At 74.4% G+C, this 18,947-nt stretch carries 15 protein-coding genes; 6 read left to right on the forward strand and 9 right to left on the reverse strand.

Going from position 1 to position 18,947, the window contains the following annotated elements:
• Positions 1-438: 438 nt before the first annotated feature.
• Genes CO540_RS28275 through CO540_RS28285 form a run of 3 tightly spaced genes read right to left on the reverse strand, consistent with a single transcriptional unit; the run spans position 439 to position 5,273 of the window.
• The gene (locus tag CO540_RS28275; RefSeq protein ID WP_099164275.1) at positions 439-2,901 is read right to left on the reverse strand and encodes a DUF3488 and transglutaminase-like domain-containing protein; all 2,463 of its coding nucleotides are present in this window, start codon (positions 2,899-2,901) and stop codon (positions 439-441) included.
• A gap of 16 nt (positions 2,902-2,917) precedes the next feature.
• Positions 2,918-4,216, reverse strand: coding sequence for a DUF58 domain-containing protein (locus tag CO540_RS28280; RefSeq protein ID WP_099164276.1), 1,299 nt, complete (start codon positions 4,214-4,216; stop codon positions 2,918-2,920).
• 1 nt (position 4,217) lies between these two features.
• Positions 4,218-5,273, reverse strand: coding sequence for a MoxR family ATPase (locus CO540_RS28285; protein WP_099164277.1), 1,056 nt, complete (start codon positions 5,271-5,273; stop codon positions 4,218-4,220).
• A gap of 349 nt (positions 5,274-5,622) precedes the next feature.
• Here CO540_RS28285 and leuS point away from each other — a divergent pair, with 349 nt between their 5' ends.
• Positions 5,623-8,463: a leucine--tRNA ligase gene (gene leuS, locus CO540_RS28290; RefSeq protein WP_099164278.1), complete on the forward strand. Its 2,841-nt coding sequence runs from the start codon at positions 5,623-5,625 to the stop codon at positions 8,461-8,463.
• A 42-nt stretch (positions 8,464-8,505) separates the two neighbouring features.
• Here the strand turns inward: leuS and CO540_RS30265 are convergent, their stop codons facing one another.
• Positions 8,506-9,297 (reverse strand): ABC transporter permease, encoded by a 792-nt coding sequence (locus CO540_RS30265; RefSeq protein ID WP_157779190.1) that lies wholly within the window; start codon positions 9,295-9,297, stop codon positions 8,506-8,508.
• Positions 9,297-10,202: an ABC transporter ATP-binding protein gene (locus tag CO540_RS28300; RefSeq protein ID WP_099164279.1), complete on the reverse strand. Its 906-nt coding sequence runs from the start codon at positions 10,200-10,202 to the stop codon at positions 9,297-9,299. Before CO540_RS28300 ends, CO540_RS30265 begins: the two co-directional genes overlap by 1 nt.
• 132 nt (positions 10,203-10,334) lie before the next feature.
• Between CO540_RS28300 and CO540_RS28305 the strand changes: the two genes are divergently transcribed.
• Complete coding sequence (locus CO540_RS28305; RefSeq protein WP_099164280.1) at positions 10,335-11,528, forward strand: sensor histidine kinase; 1,194 nt, start codon at positions 10,335-10,337, stop codon at positions 11,526-11,528.
• Positions 11,525-12,181, forward strand: coding sequence for a response regulator transcription factor (locus tag CO540_RS28310; RefSeq protein WP_099164281.1), 657 nt, complete (start codon positions 11,525-11,527; stop codon positions 12,179-12,181). The genes CO540_RS28305 and CO540_RS28310 overlap by 4 nt, the downstream gene beginning before the upstream one ends.
• A 646-nt stretch (positions 12,182-12,827) precedes the next feature.
• Here the strand turns inward: CO540_RS28310 and CO540_RS28320 are convergent.
• The 4 genes from CO540_RS28320 to CO540_RS28335 are packed head-to-tail and all read right to left on the reverse strand — an operon-like array spanning position 12,828 to position 16,263.
• Complete coding sequence (locus CO540_RS28320; RefSeq protein ID WP_099164282.1) at positions 12,828-13,589, reverse strand: phosphotransferase; 762 nt, start codon at positions 13,587-13,589, stop codon at positions 12,828-12,830.
• Position 13,590: 1 nt separating this feature from the next.
• Positions 13,591-14,307 (reverse strand): TVP38/TMEM64 family protein, encoded by a 717-nt coding sequence (locus tag CO540_RS28325; RefSeq protein WP_099164283.1) that lies wholly within the window; start codon positions 14,305-14,307, stop codon positions 13,591-13,593.
• The gene (locus CO540_RS28330; RefSeq protein WP_091573276.1) at positions 14,304-15,026 is read right to left on the reverse strand and encodes a type 1 glutamine amidotransferase; all 723 of its coding nucleotides are present in this window, start codon (positions 15,024-15,026) and stop codon (positions 14,304-14,306) included. The genes CO540_RS28325 and CO540_RS28330 overlap by 4 nt, the downstream gene beginning before the upstream one ends.
• Positions 15,016-16,263 carry a MurT ligase domain-containing protein gene (locus CO540_RS28335; RefSeq protein WP_099165000.1) on the reverse strand — a complete coding sequence of 416 codons (1,248 nt, stop codon included), beginning with the start codon at positions 16,261-16,263 and terminating at the stop codon, positions 15,016-15,018. The genes CO540_RS28330 and CO540_RS28335 overlap by 11 nt, the downstream gene beginning before the upstream one ends.
• A gap of 356 nt (positions 16,264-16,619) precedes the next feature.
• Here CO540_RS28335 and mraZ point away from each other — a divergent pair, with 356 nt between their 5' ends.
• The 3 genes from mraZ to CO540_RS28350 all read left to right on the forward strand — a co-directional run bounded on the left by mraZ (position 16,620) and on the right by CO540_RS28350 (position 18,946).
• Positions 16,620-17,051 carry a division/cell wall cluster transcriptional repressor MraZ gene (gene mraZ, locus CO540_RS28340; RefSeq protein WP_073831045.1) on the forward strand — a complete coding sequence of 144 codons (432 nt, stop codon included), beginning with the start codon at positions 16,620-16,622 and terminating at the stop codon, positions 17,049-17,051.
• A gap of 204 nt (positions 17,052-17,255) precedes the next feature.
• On the forward strand, positions 17,256-18,365 hold the full coding sequence (rsmH, locus tag CO540_RS28345) for a 16S rRNA (cytosine(1402)-N(4))-methyltransferase RsmH (protein ID WP_099165001.1): 1,110 nt from the start codon (positions 17,256-17,258) through the stop codon (positions 18,363-18,365).
• A complete protein-coding gene (locus tag CO540_RS28350; protein WP_099164284.1) occupies positions 18,362-18,946 on the forward strand; it encodes a hypothetical protein in 585 nt (194 codons plus the stop codon). The genes rsmH and CO540_RS28350 overlap by 4 nt, the downstream gene beginning before the upstream one ends.
• Position 18,947: the final 1 nt, after the last annotated feature.

Raw genomic sequence — 18,947 nt, forward strand, 5'->3', positions numbered from 1 at the left:
CCGCCCGCCGAGCGTCGTGCGCCGACAGCTGACCGTTGCCCGTCGTGCGTCGACAGCTGACCGTTGTCCGTTGTGCCGACCCTGCACCCCTGACCGCCGCGCCGGTCTCCTCCGCCGCACCCGCCACCGTCGCCAGTCGATACCGGAAGCCGATCGCTGCGGCTGATCCGGTGCGTGCCTCCCCCTCCCGTGACCGGCCCCCGTCCTCGCTCACGAGATCGATCGTCCACCTCACCGGAATCACGAAGATCTTGGTACGAAAGCGCCCCTACCGGGGCCGCTGCGTACCAAGATCTCGCCGCGGTGCGGCGTAGGCCGGCGGCGGTGATCAAGGAGTTTGTGTCGGGGGAGGGGTTCGCGCTGGCGCAAACTCCTTGATCGACCGGGACGCGGCGGGCCGGGGCGAGTGGGGGCCGGTGGGGTAGCGGGTCGGGTGGGTCAGCGGGCCGGGCGGCCCGCCAACAGGCGGCGCGGGCTCCAGCGCAGCATCCGCTGCCGCGCCCGCCCGGTCGTGGTCACCAGTCGGGCCGACCGCTCGGCCGCGGCGGTCCGCCACCGCGCCAACACCGACGGCGGCAGCAACGCGGCCAGCAGCCTCGTCCGCCGGTCCGCACGGGCCGCCAGGGCTCCCCGGACGCTGCGCAGCGCGGGGTGCAGCTCGGCGCCGCCGAGCGGGTCCCGGGCGTAGCGGGCCCGCTCCTCGGCCCGACCCAGCAGCCGTACCCCGGTCGCCGCGCCGGTGTCTTCGGCCAGCGCCTCCCGACTCAACCGCTCGGCGGTCGCCCGTGGCGTCTCCGTACGGTCCACCCGGACGTGGAAGTCGACAAGCGTGTCCAGCAGTTCGTCCCACGCGGCGTGCGCGTCGGCACGGACCGCGTCGGCGTCCACCCCGACCACGATCTCGCGCGGGCCGCCCCGCTGGCCGGGCACGGTCACCGCGGTGGCCGTCGGCGCGGCTGTCCGGACCCGCCGTCGGCGCAGCGTGGAGCGGCGCAGGGCCGGCACGGCGAGCAGGGCCAGCAGGGCGAGCGCCCCGGCCAGCCACCACGGCCAGACCGGGTTCTGCTGGGCCCGCCCACCGTCGCCGAGCGCCAGGCCCTGGTCGATGTCCCGCTCCTCACGGTTCGGCTGCTGCGCCCCGGCCGACGGGTCGGTGGCACCCGGCGCGGCGGTGGTGCCGGCCGAGGGGGAGATCTCCTCCGGGGCGTCGGTGTCCGGCGCCCAGGACGAGCGGACCGAGCCGGTGACGGCGGCCGCCGGCGTGGCGTCGAACGGCACCCAGCCGATCCCGCCGAAGTAGACCTCGGTCCAGGCGTGCAGGTTGCGGTTGGTCAGGACGTAGGTGCCGCCGTCGGCCCGGCCGCCGTTGGTGAACCCGACCGCGACCCGGGCCGGTACGCCGGCCGCCCGGACCAGCCAGGCCATGGCCGCGGCGTACTGCTGGCAGTAGCCGACCTTGGTGGCCAGGAAGTCGGTGATGTCCTCCCCGCTGCTGCCGTTGCGGGTCGACAGGGAGTAGGAGAAGCCGTTCTCCACGGAGAAGTACTCGTAGATCGCCCGGACCTTGTCGTAGTCGTTCTGCCGGCCGCTGACCAGCTTTCGGACCAGGTCCTCGACGGCGGCGACCGACGGCCGGGACGTCTGCTGCCGCATCACCGCGCTCTCCGCCGGCGGGGTCGGCGCGGCGCGCAGCGCCGACGGGCTGAACGTCGACCGGACGTACTCGAAGGAGTAGCGCTTGCCGCGGGCGTTCTCCCGGTTGGAGAAGACGATCTGCTGGTTCGGGTCGTAGAGCCAGTTGCCGCTCAGGTCGTCGGTGTCGACCGGCTCGGCGTAGACCGGCATGAGCGGCATGTTCAGGCTCTTCGTCACCTCGACGGTGGCCCGGTAGCGCCGCTGCTCGACCCCACGGGGAGCGCGGTCGCCCGGGTCGGGCAGGGCGCGGGTGACCGGCCCGCCCGACGGCACCCGGGCCTGGAAGCCGCTCGGTCGCAACTCGTCCACCACGCCGAGACGCAGGTAGAACGGGCTCGGCTCGTTGGTGCTGACCTTGACCAGCTCGACCTCCTCGCTCTGGTTGAGCTGGCCGCTGAGCGCGGCGAACAGGTCGATCCGGCCGGGACTGCCACCCTGCCCGGGGCGCCCGGTGCCGTCGCCCGGGCCGGCGCCGACGTTGTTCATCAGCCCGCCGGTCATCCCGGGCACGGCCAGGGGCAGCGCGACCGCCACGGCCACACCGACCACCGCGAGCCGTCGGCCGGCCGCCGCCAGCGGCGAGGCCTCCCAGACGTCGACGTCGCGCCCCTCGCCGGTGAACCGGCGACCGAACCGGCGGACCCGGTCGACGTTGTCGGTGACCAGCAGCCACAGGTAGCCGCAGGCGCCCACCACGAACGGGGTCGCGGGGACGCTGTCCAGGTAGACCGCGACCGGCACCGAGTAGATGGCCAGCATCGGCAGCCCGGCCAGCGCCGGGCGGCGCAGCCCGACCGCGAGCACGTCCACCACCACGGCTACCGCGCCGATGCCGAGCACGGCGAGGAAGAGCAGCGAGTCGACGTCGGGAACCTTCACGCCGTAGGTGCGCATGTCCTGCAGCGACGCCTGGAGCAGGTCGCCGAAGTGGCCGAACGTGGCCGGGGTCGGCACGAACGCCAACGCCTCGGTGCCGCCCGGGAAGACCCAGGTCAGCCCCAGGGTCAGGCCGGCCAGCATGGCCAGCAGCTGTCCCCACAGCGGCGCCCGGCCCAGCCGGCTCAGCGCCGCCGCGCCGGCCACCACGGCGACCACGATCGCGGCCTGGATCAACCAGGTCCAGCGCTCGAAGATCGCCGACAGCGGGGCCGATGCCAGCAGGGTCGCCGCCGCGGCGACGAAGCCGATGTTGCGGTGCGGGGTCACAGGACCACCCTTCCGGTTATCGCATGCCTCCGGCGACCGTCTCGGCCAGCGCCGCCCGCAGGGCGAAGCCCTGGGAGCCACGGCCGGCCTGCGGCCACAGCACCGGCAGCCGGTTGCCGTGCTCCACGCCGATCACCCGCCAGCCGCTCTGCAGCAGGGCGAGCGCGGCGCTGCCGTGCGCCCGCTCCGCCTCGGCCCGCGCCTTCGCCGGCAGGTTCAGCCAGGTGTTGCTGTCGAGCAGGAACGCCACGCAGGTGGCGCCGTTGCCACGCAGCCCGGCCAGCAGCTCCGCCTCGGCGGTGCCGAGCGTGCCCAGCAGCGCGATGATCAGACCCCCGTCGGCCCGCTGCCGGACCTGCTGCACCAGCGTGGTGATCTCGCCCCGCCGGTCCAGGTGCACCTCGGCGAGGTGGTCGAGGAGCAGGCCCTCGCCGCCGGCCTCGGTGGCGCCGACGTCGACGCCGTTGCCGGTGACCAGGCGCAGCTTGTAGCCGGCCTGCCGCAGGTGCATGGTGATGCTGGCGGCGGCCGAGACCGCCCACTCGAAGCTGGCCGTCGGGCCCTCGCCGCGGTGGCCGGCGGCCCGGGTGTCCAGCACCACGGTCGCCCGACTCTCCCAGGGCTGCTCCTCGCGCCGCACCATCAGCTCGCCGGTGCGGGCGGTCGACTTCCAGTGCACCCGGCGCAGGTCGTCGCCCATCCGGTATTCCCGGGTGGCGGCGTCGTCCTCGCCGTGCACCGCCACCGAGCGGGCCCGGCTGTCGCCGCTGCCCGCGTACTCGCCGGGCAGCCGCACCGAGGGCAGCGGGGTGACCTGCGGGATCACGGTGAGGTGGTCGGTGCTGGGGAAGGACCGGGTCAGCTCGCACAGGCCGAACGGATCGGTCAGCCGGATCACCAGCGGACCCACCTCGTAGCGGCCGCGCACGTCGGCGCGGACCGTGTACGCCACCGAGCTGGCCTGGTGCGCGCCGAGCCGCTCCAGCACCACCCGGGGCCGGCTGCCCAACGCGTAGGGCAGCCGGTCCTCCAGCAGCAGCGTGCCGGTGGGCAGCCGGGACAGGTTCTGCAGCCGCAGCACCACCCGGGAGCTGGCCCCGACCGGCGCCCGGTGCGGTTCGAGCGAGCGGTTGCAGGCCAGCTTGTAGCGGCTGCGCCCGACGTAGGCCGCCGCGAGCAGCGGCAGGACGGCGAGCAGCACGGCCACCCGGAGCAGATCCTTCTCGCCGAGGATGCCCGCGGAGATCGCGGCGGCGACCGCGGCCGCCAGGAAGGAGCGGCCGCGGGTGGTCAGCCCACGCAGCCCGTCGCGCACGTCACGGCCTCCGCGGCTCGTACGGCCCGCGGCCGTTGTTGCCGCCGCCGGGCCGGGTGTCGTACGGGGAACGCTGCCGGTCGTGCGGCAACGGCAGGCGGTGCACCAGCTCGGCGACGATCGCGTCGGTGGTGCGCCGGGCCAGCTGCGCGTCCGCGGTCGGGATGATCCGGTGCGCCAGCACCGGCACCGCGAGCACCTGCAGGTCGTCCGGCAGGACGTAGTCGCGGCCCTCCAGGGCGGCCACCGCGCGGGCGGTGCGCAGCAGTTGCAGGGTGGCCCGCGGGGACGCGCCGAGCCGCAGGTCGGGTGCCTCGCGGGTGGCGGTGACCAGGTCGATCGCGTACTGCTTGACGGCGTCGGCGACGTGCACCTGGCGGACGTGACCGATCAGCCGGCGCACGGTGGCCGCGTCGGAGACCGGGCGCAGCCCCTGCAACGGGTCGGTCGCGCCGTGCCCGTCGAGCATGGCCAGCTCCGCGCGCGGGTCCGGGTAGCCCATCGCGATCCGGGCGGTGAACCGGTCCCGCTGCGCCTCCGGCAGCGGGTAGGTCCCCTCCATCTCGATCGGGTTCTGCGTCGCGATCACCATGAACGGCGTCTGCAGCTGGTAGGTCACCCCGTCGACCGTGACCTGCCGCTCCTCCATGCACTCGAGCAGCGCCGACTGGGTCTTCGGCGAGGCCCGGTTGATCTCGTCGCCGACCACCAGGTTGGCGAACACCGCGCCCGGGCGGAACTCGAAGTCGTGGGTCTCCTGGTTGTAGACGCTGACGCCGGTGACGTCGCTGGGCAGGAGGTCGGGGGTGAACTGGATCCGGCGGACCGAGCAGTCGATGGAGCGGGCCATCGCCTTGGCGAGCTTGGTCTTGCCGACGCCGGGCACGTCCTCGATGAGCAGGTGGCCCTCGGCCAGCAGCACCGCCAGGGCGAGCCGGACGGTGGCCGTCTTGCCCTCGATGACCTGCTCGATGTTGGACACGACGGCCTCGCTGGCGGCACGGAACTCGTCGTGCGGCAGCAGACCGCCCACCTCGTCCCAGGTCTGTTGTGTCACGGGCCTCCTCCTCGTCGCCTGGACGGCAGCTCTGTATAGAGCACCTGGACCCGCCGTTGGGTTCGCGACGCCGAGCCTCGTTTGCCGCAGAAATCTCACTGGCCTCTCAGGCTAACCATGTTTGTCGTTATCGCCGACCCCCGCAGGTGGTCGGTCGGTTACGCCCCGAATATTCGCCGGACGGGGGACGGGGGTACACTGCCGGACATGGCCGGAGTCTTCCTGCTTCTTACCGAGCCGTGCTGATGCGCTGACGCGCGACAGCACGGCCGCCCCTCCTGCGCGAGGGGCTTTTTTGTGCCCGCAGCGCAGCTCCCACATCCGACCTGACCCGCGCCGAGGAGACGCCATGAGTGAGGAAGCCGCACCGGCCACCGACATTCCCCCGTTCCGGTACACCGCCGCCCTGGCCGACGAGATCGAGACCCGCTGGCAGGACACCTGGGCGCGGGAGGGCACCTTCCACGCGCCGAACCCGGTCGGCCCGCTGGCCGACCCGGGCCACCCGCGGGCGGGCGCCGAGAAGATGTACGTGCTGGACATGTTCCCGTACCCGTCCGGTGCCGGCCTGCACGTCGGTCACCCGCTGGGCTACATCGGCACCGACTGCTACGCCCGTTACCAGCGGATGGCCGGGCGCAACGTGCTGCACGCGATGGGCTTCGACGCGTTCGGCCTGCCCGCCGAGCAGTACGCGGTGCAGACCGGCACCCACCCGCGGACCACCACCGAGGCCAACATCGAGCGGTTCAAGGCGCAGCTGCGCCGGCTGGGGCTGGCCCACGACGAGCGGCGCTCGGTGGCGACCATCGACACCGACTTCTACCGCTGGACCCAGTGGATCTTTCTGCAGATCTTCAACTCCTGGTACGACGCGGACGCCAAGAAGGCCCGGCCGATCGCCGAGCTGATCGCCGAGTTCGAGGGCGGCACCCGCGCCACCCCGGACGGGCGTCCGTGGACCGAGCTGACCGTGGGGGAGCGGCGGCGCGTCGTCGACGACCACCGCCTGGCGTACGTCTCGGAGGCGCCGGTGAACTGGTGCCCGGGACTGGGCACCGTGGTGGCCAACGAGGAGGTCACCGCCGACGGCCGGTCCGAGCGCGGCAACTTCCCGGTCTTCAAGCGCAACCTGAAGCAGTGGATGATGCGGATCACCGCGTACGGGGACCGGCTGCTGGAGGACCTGGACACGTTGGACTGGCCCGAGCCGATCAAGCTGCAGCAGCGCAACTGGATCGGCCGCTCGACCGGCGCGCACATCGACTTCCCGACCGACGACGCCCCGGTGCGGGTGTTCACGACCCGGCCGGACACCGTCTTCGGCGCCACCTACATGGTGCTGGCCCCCGAGCACGAGCTGGTCGACGTGCTGGCGCCGGCCGCCTGGCCGGAGGGCACCCGGGACGCCTGGACCGGTGGGCACGGCAGCCCGCGCGAGGCCGTCGAGGCGTACCGGAAGGCCGCCGCGGCCAAGACGGACGTGGAGCGGCAGTCGGACAGCAAGGAGAAGACCGGCGTCTTCGTCGGCGCGTACGCGACCAACCCGGCCACCGGCGGGCGGGTCCCGATCTTCATCGCCGACTACGTGCTGGCCGGCTACGGCACCGGCGCGATCATGGCGGTGCCGGCCCAGGACGAGCGGGACTGGGACTTCGCCGAGGTCTTCGAGCTGCCCATCGTGCGGACCGTGCAGCCGCCGGAGGGCTTCGCCGGCAAGGCGTGGACCGGTGACGGCCCGGCGGTCAACAGCGCCGCGCCGGAGCGCGGCATCGACCTGAACGGCCTGGGCGTGGCCGAGGCCAAGGCGCGGATCATCGAGTGGCTGGAGGCCAACGGGCACGGCGCCGGCGCGGTCACCTGGCGGCTGCGCGACTGGCTGTTCTCCCGGCAGCGCTACTGGGGCGAGCCGTTCCCCATCGTGTACGACGAGACCGGGGCGCCGATCGCGCTGCCCGAGTCGATGCTGCCGGTCGAGCTGCCCGAGGTCGACGACTTCTCGCCGAAGACGTTCGACCCGGAGGACGCGGCGAGCGACCCGGAGACCCCGCTGTCGCGGCGGCGCGACTGGGTGGAGGTGGAGCTGGACCTGGGCGACGGGCCGAAGCGCTACACCCGCGAGACGAACGTGATGCCGCAGTGGGCCGGCTCCTGCTGGTACGAGCTGCGCTACCTGGACCCCACCGACACGCGACGGTTCGCCGAGCCGGAGAACGAGGCGTACTGGATGGGGCCGCGCGGCGCGGGCGACCCCGGGGGCACCGACCTGTACGTCGGCGGCGCCGAGCACGCCGTGCTGCACCTGCTGTACGCGCGCTTCTGGCACAAGGTGCTGTACGACCTGGGCCACGTCTCGTCGTTCGAGCCGTTCCGCCGCCTGTTCAACCAGGGCATGATCCAGGCGTACGCGTTCACCGACCCCCGGGGCGCCTACGTGCCCGCCGAGGAGGTCGTCGAGGTCGACGGCCGGTGGTTCCACGGCGAGACCGAGGTCCGGCGCGAGTACGGCAAGATGGGCAAGTCACTGAAGAACGTCGTCACCCCGGACGAGATGTGCGCGGCGTACGGCGCGGACACGTTCCGGGTCTACGAGATGTCGATGGGCCCGCTGGAGGTGTCCCGCCCGTGGGAGACCCGGGCGGTGGTCGGCTCGTACCGGTTCCTGCAGCGGGTCTGGCGCACCGTCGTCGACGAGCAGACCGGTGCGCTGCGGGTCACCGACGCGCCGGCCGACGAGGCGACCCGGCGGCTGCTGCACAAGGTGGTCGACGGGGTCCGCGGCGACATGGACGGGATCCGGTTCAACACCGCGATCGCCAAGCTGATCGAGCTGACCAACGGCCTGACCCGGCTGGAGCGGACGCCGCGCGAGGTGGCCGAGCCGCTGGTGCTGATGGTCGCCCCGTTCGCCCCGCACCTGGCCGAGGAGCTGTGGCGCAAGCTGGGCCACGACACCTCGCTGGCGTACGCGGACTTCCCGGTCGCCGACCCGGCCCTGCTGGTGGCCGACTCGGTCACCTACCCGGTGCAGGTCAACGGCAAGGTCCGGGGCCGGATCGAGGTGCCCGCCGACGCGACCGAGGACACCGTCCGCGCCGCCGCGCTGGAGGCGGTCGCCGGCCCGCTGGCCGGCAAGGAGCCGCGCAAGGTGATCGTGGTGAAGGGCCGGATGGTCTCGGTCGTCGTCTGAACCGGCTCGTGGGCGCGCCCGGTGCGGCGCGCCCACGACGGATCAGGGCTCGCGGCGGTGCACGACCACGGCGGCGAGCAGCGCGGCGGCCACCGGCCAGGCGGCGTACACCGCCCAGGACGCGGGCACGGTCGCCACGTGCAGGTTCGGCAGCACGTACGGGTTCCCGACCAGGCGTTCCCAGGCCGACACCGGCAGCGCGTTGTGGATCGCCGCGGTCCACCGCCGGTCGATGTCGAAGGCCAGCGGGGCGAGCAGCAGCAGCGTCGTGGTGACCACGATCGCCGGGGCGGTGTGCCGCACCAGGGCGCCGACGCCGAGCCCGAGGAGCGCGCAGACCGGCAGCAGCAGCGTCGAGGCGACGACGGCACGCAACGCCCCCGGGTCGCCGATCGACGCGCCCGCGTCGCGGTCGGCGAGGATCGTCTGGGACGCCCAGAAGGAGGCGGAGGCGGCCACCGCGCCGACCGCCAGCATGACGGCGGCCAGCACCGTGACCTTGGCGGCGACCACGGCCCGCCGGTCCGGCACGGCGAGGAACGTGGTGCGGATCTGCCCGCTGGCGTACTCGCCGGCGATCATGACCGCGCCGACCGCGCCGGCCGCGAGCACGACGAACAGCCAGCCCTCCTCGGGGAAGGCGTCGTGGATCGGGTCGAAGGCGGCCCGGCGCTCGGCCGGGTAGTCCGGCCAGTTGTGGTGGTCGCCCAACGCGGCCCGGGCGCTGAACAGGACCGCCGAGACCGCGATCAGGGCCAGCGCCCCGTAGGTGGAGCGCAACGACCACAGCTTGATCCACTCGGCGGCGAGCAGGTCACGGAAACGAGCGCGCATCATCGGCCTCCGGCGGCGTAGTCGAGTCGGTCTGCGGTGAGCGCCATGAACGCCTCCTCCAGCGAGGCGGCGCCGGCGTGCAGCCCGTGCACCACGACACCGGCCCGGAAGGCCAGCTCACCGACCCGCCCGGCGGGCAGGCCGGTGACCGTCAGGCCGTCGCCGTCGCGGGTGACCACCCCGCCGGCCGCCGCGAGCGCGGCGCCGAGCGCGGCCGGATCGGGCGTACGCACGACGACCCGGTCGTGGGCGGTGCGGGCGGCGAACGCGGCGAGGCTCTCGTCGACGAGCAGTTCACCGCGCCCGATGACCACGAGGTGGTCGGCGGTCTGTTCCACCTCGCTCATCAGGTGACTGGAGACCAGCACGGTCCGGCCCTCGGCGGCGAGCCGGCGGAACAGGCCGCGCACCCAGCGCACCCCCTCCGGGTCGAGGCCGTTGAAGGGCTCGTCGAACATCAGCACCGGCGGGTCGCCGAGCAGCGCGGCGGCGATGCCGAGGCGCTGCCGCATGCCGAGGGAGAAGCCGCCGATCCGGCGTCGGGCCACCTCGGCCAGGCCGACCTGCTCCAGCACCTCGCCCACCCGGGTTCGGGGGAGCCCGTTGCTGCGGGCCAGCGCCGCCAGGTGCGCCCGGGCGCTGCGCCCGCCGTGCACGTCGCCGGCGTCCAGCAGCGCGCCCGCGTACCGCAGCCCGCGTGGTCGGCCGGCGAACGGCCGCCCGTCCACCAGGGCGACGCCGCCGGTCGGCCGGTGCAGGCCGAGGACGAGTCGGAGCGTGGTGGACTTGCCGGCGCCGTTCGGGCCGAGGAATCCGGTGACGTGTCCGGACCGGACGGTGAGGGTCAGTCGATTGACGGCGGTCGTCCCGCCGTACCGCTTGGTGAGGTCCCTGAGCTCGATCATGGCCTCGACGCTCCCGCGTCCCGGCCGCCGGGTCGTCGTGCCGGGGACCACACCCGGCCCGGCGACACCCGCCCCCGGGCGTACGCCCGCCGGCCGATGACCGGGACACCGGCCGCTGACTACGGTGGGTCCATGGAGGCGGTCGTCCCGCGTCCGCGCGTCGTGGCCCGACGGGTGCGGACGGTCCTGATCTGGTCCGCGGTGGCGTTGCTGCCGGTGGCGCTGCTGCTCGCGGCCACCTCCGGCGCGGGCGGGCCGGTGCTGGTCGTGCCCACCCCCGACCACAGCGTGCCGGTGCTCCCGTTGCGCTACCTCGCGCCGGTCCTGGTGGTGCTGCTCCCCGCCGGCCTGCTGCGTCGCCGGCCGCTGCTCGCCCTCGGCCTCATGCTCGCCGGCGCGTCGCTGGTCACCGCCACCACCAACGCGTGGGAGCAGGGCTATCTGAACGGCCTCTGGTACCTCCAGTTCCTCGTCGTGGACGTGATGCTCGGCGTGGTCGCGGCCCGCGCACCGCGTCGGGTGTCGGTGCCCGCGGCGGTCATGGTGCTCCTGGTGCAGGTGGCCGCCGCCTTCGTGAACCCGGCCGCCGACGCGGCGGACCGGGCCACGCTCTCCGTCCCGGCGGTCCTCGCCGCCTGGGTGGCCGGCAACTCGGTGCTGGCCCGTCGCGCGTACGCCGAGCAGATGCGGGCCCACGCCGCCACCGAGGCGGTCACGGCCGAACGACTCCGCATCGCGCGGGAGCTGCACGACGTGGTGGCACACAGCATCGGCGTGATCGCCATCCAGGCGGGCGTGGGCGCCCGGGTCATCGACACCCAACCCGCGCAGGCGCGGGCCGCGCTCACCACCATCGAGACGACCAGCCGGGAGACGCTGGCCGGGCTCCGCCGTACCCTCGGCGCGCTGCGCCGCCCCGACGACGCGGCGGCGTCGCTGGACCCCACCCCCGGACTGTCCGACCTGGACCGGCTGGTCGCGGGCGCGGCCGACGCCGGGGTTCGGGTGACGCTCGCCGTCGACGGCGAGCCGGGTCCGCTGCCCGCCGAGGTGGAGCTGGCCGCGTACCGGATCGTGCAGGAGGCGCTGACCAACGTGGTACGCCACGCGCGGGTCGACCGGTGCCGGGTGACCGTGCGGCACGCGCCGGACGGGGTACGCGTCGAGGTGGTCGACGACGGGCGGGGCGGCCCGGTCGGCGGCGACGGGCACGGGATCGTCGGCATGCGGGAGCGGGCCGCGCTGCTCGGTGGCCGATGTGCCGCCGGGCCACGGCCGGAGGGCGGCTTCCGGGTCGCCGCGGTGCTGCCGGTGGGTCCGGCATGACGATCCGGGTGCTCCTCGTCGACGACCAGCCGCTGGTGCGGGCCGGCCTGCGGGTGCTCATGGCCGACGCGCCGGACCTGGTGGTGGTCGGCGAGGCGGGCACCGGCGCGGAGGCGGTCCGGTCGGCGCGGGAGCTGGCGCCCGACGTGGTGCTGATGGACCTGCGGATGCCCGGCACCGACGGGATCGCGGCCACCCGGGACATCGTCGCCTCCGGTGGAGCCACCCGGGTCCTCGTGCTCACCACCTTCGACGACGACGAGCACGTGCACGCGGCGCTGCGCGCCGGCGCGAGCGGCTTCCTGGTCAAGGACATGGCCCTGGAGGAGATCCTGGGCGCGGTGCGGGTGGTGGCGGCCGGCGACGCGTTGATCGCGCCGGGGGTGACCCGGCGGCTCATCGCCGAGTTCGCCCGCCGGCCCGCCCCGGCGCCCCGCCCCCGTGCGCTGCCCGGCGTCACCGACCGGGAGCGGGAGGTGCTCGGCCTGGTCGCGCGCGGGCTGTCCAACGCGGAGATCGCGGCGGAGCTGGTGATCAGCCCGGCCACCGCCAAGGCGCACGTGGCCCGGCTCTTCACCAAGCTGGGCGCCCGCGACCGGGTGCACCTGGTGATCGCCGCCTACGAGGCCGGCCTGGTCGTCCCGCCCCGCTGACCGGGTCCCGCCAAGGTGGGGCGAGCGCCCATGCGGTTGCCGCCGTTACGGGCGGTCGAGCGGACGCGGGGACGTCGGTGGTGCCCGCCGGCCGGATGCCGACGGCGCCGGGTGGGTGAGCTGCTCGCCTCGGGACGTCCGGTGACCCTGCACCGTCCGGCCGTCCGGCCGGTGGGGCGGCCGGACGGCCGGCGGGGGTGGACCGGGTGCTGGCCGGCTACCTGACAGTCGTCGGTTCGGGTCAAACCCCGACGTAGTCGGCGACGTGTTCGCCGGTGAGCGTCGACCGGGCGGCCACCAGATGCTGTCACGGTGCCTTTCGAGCTGATGTCGTCAACGACTCACGCGTTCCCGGAGCGGGCGGGCACCGGTGCCCCGAGTCGTTTCTGATATCAGCTCGAAAGGCGTTGCGGAGGCGACAAGCCGGCGCCGCGCGGCCGGAGGTCGGCGTGGCCGGGGCCGGCTACCGACGCCCAGTGACCGGCGCCCAGCGCCCGACGCCCAGTGGCCGGCGCCCAGCGCCCGACGCCCAGTGGCCGGCGCCCAGCGCCCGACGCCCAGTGGCCGGCGCCCAGCGGCCGAGGGCCGGCCGGCTACCGGAAGCCGCGGAGCGGTGCCGGGCCGGTGGCCGGCCGTGCCGGAGCACTCACCCCGTGAAGAGCGCGGCCTCGACCGTCGGGCGGTGCCGGCGCAGCCAGTCGTGCCAGCCGCGTACCGTCTCGACCACGCCGGCGGCGCGCAGCCGGCGCATGGCGGGCTCGCCCCGGTCGGCGCCGGTGGCGATGCCGCGCCACGTGCCCTCGACCTGGTCGAGCAGGACATCGACCAGTTCGTCGCGGGGGAGCAGCCGGCCGGCCGGCCCCTCGTAGGCGTCGCAGATCAGTCGGCAGCGGCGGCCCAGCTCGGCCGGGTCGGCGTCGCCGCCGAGGGTGGCCCAGTGCCAGCCGGCGAACGCCACGTCCTCGATCCGCCGCCCCGGCGCGGCCAGGTCCCAGTCCAGCAGCGCCACCGGCACCGGACCGTCCGGGCCGTCCCGGTACACCGTGTTCTTCGGCGACAGGTCCCGGTGGCAGACCGTCTCCGCGCCGGCGGCCAGGTCGGTGCCGGCGCAGGCGTCGTGCAGCGACCGGACCAGCCCGGCGAGCCGGGTCAGCGCGGCGTCGGTGAAGAAGGCCGGGTCCTCCCGGTCGCGCCACGGCACCCGGCCCTCGACGTGGGACAGCACCTGCCGGCCCTGCTCGTCCACCCCGAGGTACGCGGGCGCGAGCCCGGGCGCGGTGGCCGCCAGGTGGCGCAGCAGCGCGGCGACGAACGCGGCGTCGGCCGGTGGGGTCCGGCGCACCGTGTCTCCGACGCGGACCACCTCGGCGACGAAGCCGCCGGGCAGGATCTCGCCGGAGCCGGTCACGTCAGCTCGGGCCGATCCGGCGCTGCCGTTCGGCCCGCCACCACCGATGGATGATCAGCACGCTGGCGATCAAACCGAGACTGGCCGGCGCGGCCGCGTACCAGTTGATCGAACCGGGACTGCTCACCGCCGCGCCGATCGCGGCGTAGCCGATGGCGGTGGGGGCCGAGGCGATCACGCTGCCGGCGAGGAACGGCAGGATCCGGGCCGCCGTGGTGCCGTAGCCGTAGCTGACCAGCCCGAAGCCGGCGATCGGCAGCAGTCGGACGGTGATCACCCCGAACACGCTCTGCCGGGCGAACCAGCCGTCGAGGCGGGCCAGCCGGCCGCGTACCCGCTCAGCGACGAAGTCGCGGCCCAGCAGCCGGCCGACGGTGAAACCGAGCGCCGCCGCGAGCAGCGCCGCGCCGAGCGCGTACGCGGCGCCCTGCACCGGACCGAAGATCGCGCCCGCGGCCAGCGTCACGAACGTGCGGGGCACCAGCGCCACCAGCAGCAGCGCGCCGCCGACCACGGCCGCCACCGGACCGTAGCCGCCGAGCGCGTCGGCGAGCCGGGGCAGCTCGGCCGGGTCCGGCCGGGGCACCAGCAGCAGCGTCACGCCGAACCCGGCGAGCAGCATCAGGAGCAGCCCGAAGCGGCGCGCCGACGGTTGCCGCAGCAACCCGACGAGCCGGCGGGCCACCGGTCGCCGCCCCGGCCGGGCGGCGCCGGTCATGCCCGGGCGGCGGCGGCCACCGCGGTGCGGCGCTCGGACCGGAGCCGGTCGGCCCAGGTGTCGTCGAGCGGGGGGAGCTGGTGGATGCCGGTGGCCCAGCGCAGCAGCAGGTCGGCCAGGTCGGGGTTGCGGGCCAGCGCCGGGCCGTGCGAATAGGTGCCGAGCAGCTTGCCCCGCCACGCGCCCTCGGTGGTGCCGTCGTTGCCGACGCCGGCCGTGACCCGGGCCAGCGGTGACACGCCCGGGCCGAGGTGGGTGCGCCCGCCGTGGTTCTCGAACCCGGACAGGTGCGGGATGCCCAGCCGTGGGTCGACCTCGCCGGCCAGCTCGCCGACCGCCCGCGTCGGCCCCCGGTCGGAGGAGAGGTCGAGCAGTTCCAGGCCGGCGCACCTGGTGCCCTTGGCGAAGAAGGAGGTGCCGAGGAGCTGGTAGCCGGCGCAGACCCCGAACACCACCGAGCCCTGTGCCACCGCGCGGTGCAGCCCGCCGTCGGCGATCAGGCGTTGGGCGCCCAGCGCCTGCGGGCCGTCCTCGCCGCCGCCGATCAGGTAGATGTCGGCGGTGGCGGGCAGCCGCTGGTCGGAGCGGACCTCCAGCACCTCGACCGGCATGCCGCGCAGCTGGGCCCGGCGGGCCAGGATCAGCGCGTTGCCCCGGTCGCCGTAGGTGGACAGCAGGTCGGGATAGATCCAGACGATGCGCAGGCTCTCAGTTGACACGGTCCAGCTCCGCTCGGATGTCCTGGAAGGCGGTGTAGTTGGCGATGACCTCCAGCCGGCCCGGCGGCACCGCGCGGACCGCCTCGTCGAACGTGCGCACGTGCCGGAACGGCACGCCGTTGACGTCGAGTCGCACCGCCAGGTCGTACGCCCGGTCGCCGGTGATCAGCACCTGCCGGCCGGCCAGCGGTGAGAAGTCGACGTCGAAGAGCCACGACGTGTCCAGCCCGTCGGGGTCGCGCGCGTTGATGGAGAGCAGTGTCGGCGCGACGTCGGCCATGTCGAACGCCTCCAGCCAGCTCGCCGGGTTCTTGGCCAGCAGCAGTCGGATGTTGCGCCCGTCCCGGTCGACCTGGGCGTAGCGGCCGGCCACCGAGGTGACCGAGCCGAGCCGGGAGACCGCGTCCACCGGGCGTACGCCGAACTCGGCGGCGACCGCCAGGGCGGTGGCCGCGTTGCCGAGGTTGACCTTGCCGGGGAGCTGGAGCTGGATCTTGTGCCAGGCGCCGGTGGGGTCGAGCACGCCGTCGTCCTCGACGGTCCACTGCGGCTCGGGGCGGCGCAGCGGGCAGCCGGTGCACCACCACTGCTCGCCGGAGCGCTGGATGGTGGAGCCGCACTCGGGGCAGACCCACGAGTCGTCGTGCCACCGCTGGCCGGCGCTGAACCAGGTGACGTGCGGCGGTACGTGCCCCTGGGCCGGGTCGGCCGGCGGGCAGGCGGCCCAGACCACCATCGGGTCGTCGGCGTTGGCGACCACCCGTACGTCGGGATGCCGGACCAGGGCGGAGCGCCAGAGCTGCGCCATCATGGCGACCTCCTTGGCCCGGTCGAGCTGGTCGCGGGAGAGGTTGAGCAGCGCCACCACGTGCGGCTCGGTCGCCTCCAGCACCTGGGCCAGGTAGTGCTCGTCCACCTCCAGCACCGCGTAGGGCGTGCTGCCGGCCTTGGCCAGCGCCGAGGTGTGGCCGGTGGGCATGTTGGCACCGAAGGAGTTGGTGGCGACCCGGCCCAGCACGCCGACCGCGGCGGTGGTGAGCCGGGTGGTGGTGGTCTTGCCGTTGGTGCCGGACACGAGGGCGATCGCGCGCCCGGTGGAGAGGTGGGCGAGCAGGTCGGGGTCGATCTTGAGGCCGATCCAGCCGCCGATCACCGAGCCGTCGCCCCGGCCCGCGGCCCGCGACAGCGCCGCGGCGGTGCGCGACACGGAGCTGGCCACCTTTGCCCGCAAGGGCATCTTCGCGTCCGTCACCCGAGCGAGGTTACCGGACCACGGCCCCCGCCAGATCGCCGCCGACGGTGAACCGTTCGGCCGGGGACGGCGCGGCGGACGGTCGGGCCGCGCTCGCCCGGACGGCGGCGGTCGATGTCGGGTAGCGGACCGCGCCGAGGGGGCCGCCACCCCCTCCACTCCGCCCCACCCGCATTGACGTGCGGTTTTGCGCGCGGACACGCCACGCCGGACGGGCGATTCTGGTTGCAGGTGGAGGGAAGTGGAGTAGAGTGGGGCGCGATGGTGAGGCCGGGAGGGCCACACCGGCCCGGGGGGTCAGCGGCGCCGCGAACGCCGCTCAGGGCGAGGGGGTTGGGCCGATGTTCCTCGGCACCCACACTCCGCGCCTGGACGACAAAGGCCGGTTGATCCTGCCGGCGAAGTTCCGGGACGAGCTGGCGGGGGGTGTCGTGATCACCAAAGGGCAGGAGCGCTGCCTCTACGTCTTCCCGATGCCCGAGTTCCAGCGGATCGCGGACCAGTTGCGCGCGCAGCCGATGACCAGCAAGGCGGCCCGGGCCTACAGCCGGGTCTTCTTCGCCAGCGCGCACGACGAGGTGCCCGACAAGCAGGGCCGGGTCACCATTCCCGGTCACCTGCGGTCGTACGCGGCCCTCGACCGGGACCTGGTCGTGATCGGGGCGAGCACCCGGGTGGAGATCTGGGACAGGGCGGCCTGGGAGGCCTACCTCGCGGAGAGCGAAGACGACTTCGCCGACATCGAGGAGGGGGTGCTGCCCGGCGGTCTGTAGGGCGTGACGGCGCCCGACGTACTGCGAGATCTCCAGCCGCTTTCGAGTTCCTGGCACCCCTTCCCCGGTGCCAGGCGCACGATCCGACACGGAGGGCCGCGGCCTCCGGCGGGCGGGAGCGGATGGGGATCTGGCGGTATGGCGAGGCGCCGTGGCGACGACGGACACGTGACGGAAACGGTTGACGAACGGGTGGGGGTCGAGATGGGGGAGCTACGCGGCACGCACGTGCCGGTGCTGCTCGAGCGGTGTCTCGAGCTGTTGGCCCCCGCGCTGGGCCGCCCCGGCCGGACCGTGCACGTCGACGCCACGCTCGGCCTGGCCGGGCACGCCGAGGCGGTGCTCACGGCGCACCCGGAGACGGTGCTGATCGGCCTGGACCGGGACACCGAGGCGCTCGCCCACGCGCGGGTCCGCCTGGCCCGGTTCGCCGACCGGATCCACCTGGAGCACGCCGTCTACGACGAACTGCCCGAGGTGCTCGACCGGCTCGGCTACCCGGCGATCGACGGGGTGCTGTTCGACCTCGGCGTCTCGTCGCTGCAACTGGACGCGCCCGACCGCGGGTTCGCGTACGCGCAGGACGCGCCGCTGGACATGCGGATGGACCAGACCCGGGGGGTGACCGCCGAGGAGGTGGTCAACACCTATTCCCACCCGGATCTGGCCCGGCTGCTGCGGGTGTACGGCGAGGAGAAGTTCGCCGGGAAGATCGCCTCGGCGATCATCCGGGAACGGGAGCGCACCCGGATCACCTCCTCGGCCCGGCTGGCCGAGCTGGTCCGGGACGCCATTCCGGCACCGGCCCGACGAACCGGCGGACACCCGGCAAAGAGAACGTTTCAGGCTTTACGGATCGAGGTAAACAGAGAACTGGCAGCGCTGGAGACGGCGCTGCCGGCCGCGCTGGACAAGCTCACCGTGGGCGGCCGCATGGTGGTCCTGTCCTACCACTCGCTGGAGGACCGGCTCACCAAGCAGGCGCTCGCCGACCGGGTCCGCAGCAAGGGCCCGGTCGACCTCCCGGTCGAACTGCCCGGGTCGGGCCCGACGTTCCGGCTGCTGAGCCGGGGCGCCGAGCTTCCCGGGGAGGACGAGGTGGCCGCGAACCCGCGGGCCGCCTCGGTGCGGCTGCGGGCCGCGGAACGGCTCGACCCGGAGGCGACCCGGCAGGGGCGTACCGACCGCGAACGGTACCGCCGCCGGGTGAAGGCGATGCACCAACCGGGGACGGGGTCACCGGGGTCCGCGACGGACCCGCGGTCGGCCCCGGGGGACGGGAACGGGACGGACGAGGAGGGGGAGGGGACATGAACGTCGAGAAGCGCGACGGCCGGGGCGCCGTCGGGCAGCGCGCACCGCGGTCGGGGGGCCGGACCACGGCGCAGCGCATGACGCGGGACACGACGGCGGCGACCGACCGCCGGGAGGGGACTCGCGCCCGGGGGGCGCGCGAGTTCCCGACCCAGGGCAGCGCCGCGCTGCGGCCGGCCGAGCGCACCCGGACCACCGGCGCGACGACGCCGCGGCTGCGGGTCGCCCCGCCGCCGCCGATCCGGGTGCCGCGGGCGCCGTTCGTCGGGCTGATCCTGGTGCTCGTGGTCGGCGGGGTGCTCGGCATCCTGGCGATCAACACGAAGATCAACGAGAACGCCTTCCGGCTGGAGAAGCTCCAGCAGCAGCAGGCGAAGCTCGACGTGGACGAGCAGCAGCTGAACAAGGAGATCGCCGAGCAGAAGGATCCCGGCAACCTGACCGCCAACGCCCGCAAGCTGGGCCTGGTCGAGTCGGAGGACCCGGCCTACATCCGGCTGCCGGACGGGAAGACGATCGGCGTCCCGCACCCCGCCGAGGGTGCGCCGTCGGTCACCAGCCAGCAGGGCAACGGAGGCTGAG

The sequence above is a fragment of the Micromonospora sp. WMMA2032 genome (genome assembly GCF_002688545.1).
GTDB classification, from domain to species: domain Bacteria; phylum Actinomycetota; class Actinomycetes; order Mycobacteriales; family Micromonosporaceae; genus Micromonospora; species Micromonospora sediminicola.

Coding starts and splice junctions, on each gene's coding strand:
- leuS (WP_099164278.1), top strand. CDS start 5,623: ATGAGTGAGGAAGCCGCACCGGCCACCGACATTCCCCCGTTCCGGTAC.
- CO540_RS30265 (WP_157779190.1), bottom strand. CDS start 9,297: ATGCGCGCTCGTTTCCGTGACCTGCTCGCCGCCGAGTGGATCAAGCTG.
- CO540_RS28300 (WP_099164279.1), bottom strand. CDS start 10,202: ATGATCGAGCTCAGGGACCTCACCAAGCGGTACGGCGGGACGACCGCC.
- CO540_RS28305 (WP_099164280.1), top strand. CDS start 10,335: ATGGAGGCGGTCGTCCCGCGTCCGCGCGTCGTGGCCCGACGGGTGCGG.
- CO540_RS28310 (WP_099164281.1), top strand. CDS start 11,525: ATGACGATCCGGGTGCTCCTCGTCGACGACCAGCCGCTGGTGCGGGCC.
- CO540_RS28325 (WP_099164283.1), bottom strand. CDS start 14,307: ATGACCGGCGCCGCCCGGCCGGGGCGGCGACCGGTGGCCCGCCGGCTC.
- CO540_RS28335 (WP_099165000.1), bottom strand. CDS start 16,263: ATGCCCTTGCGGGCAAAGGTGGCCAGCTCCGTGTCGCGCACCGCCGCG.
- mraZ (WP_073831045.1), top strand. CDS start 16,620: ATGTTCCTCGGCACCCACACTCCGCGCCTGGACGACAAAGGCCGGTTG.
- rsmH (WP_099165001.1), top strand. CDS start 17,256: ATGGGGGAGCTACGCGGCACGCACGTGCCGGTGCTGCTCGAGCGGTGT.
- CO540_RS28350 (WP_099164284.1), top strand. CDS start 18,362: ATGAACGTCGAGAAGCGCGACGGCCGGGGCGCCGTCGGGCAGCGCGCA.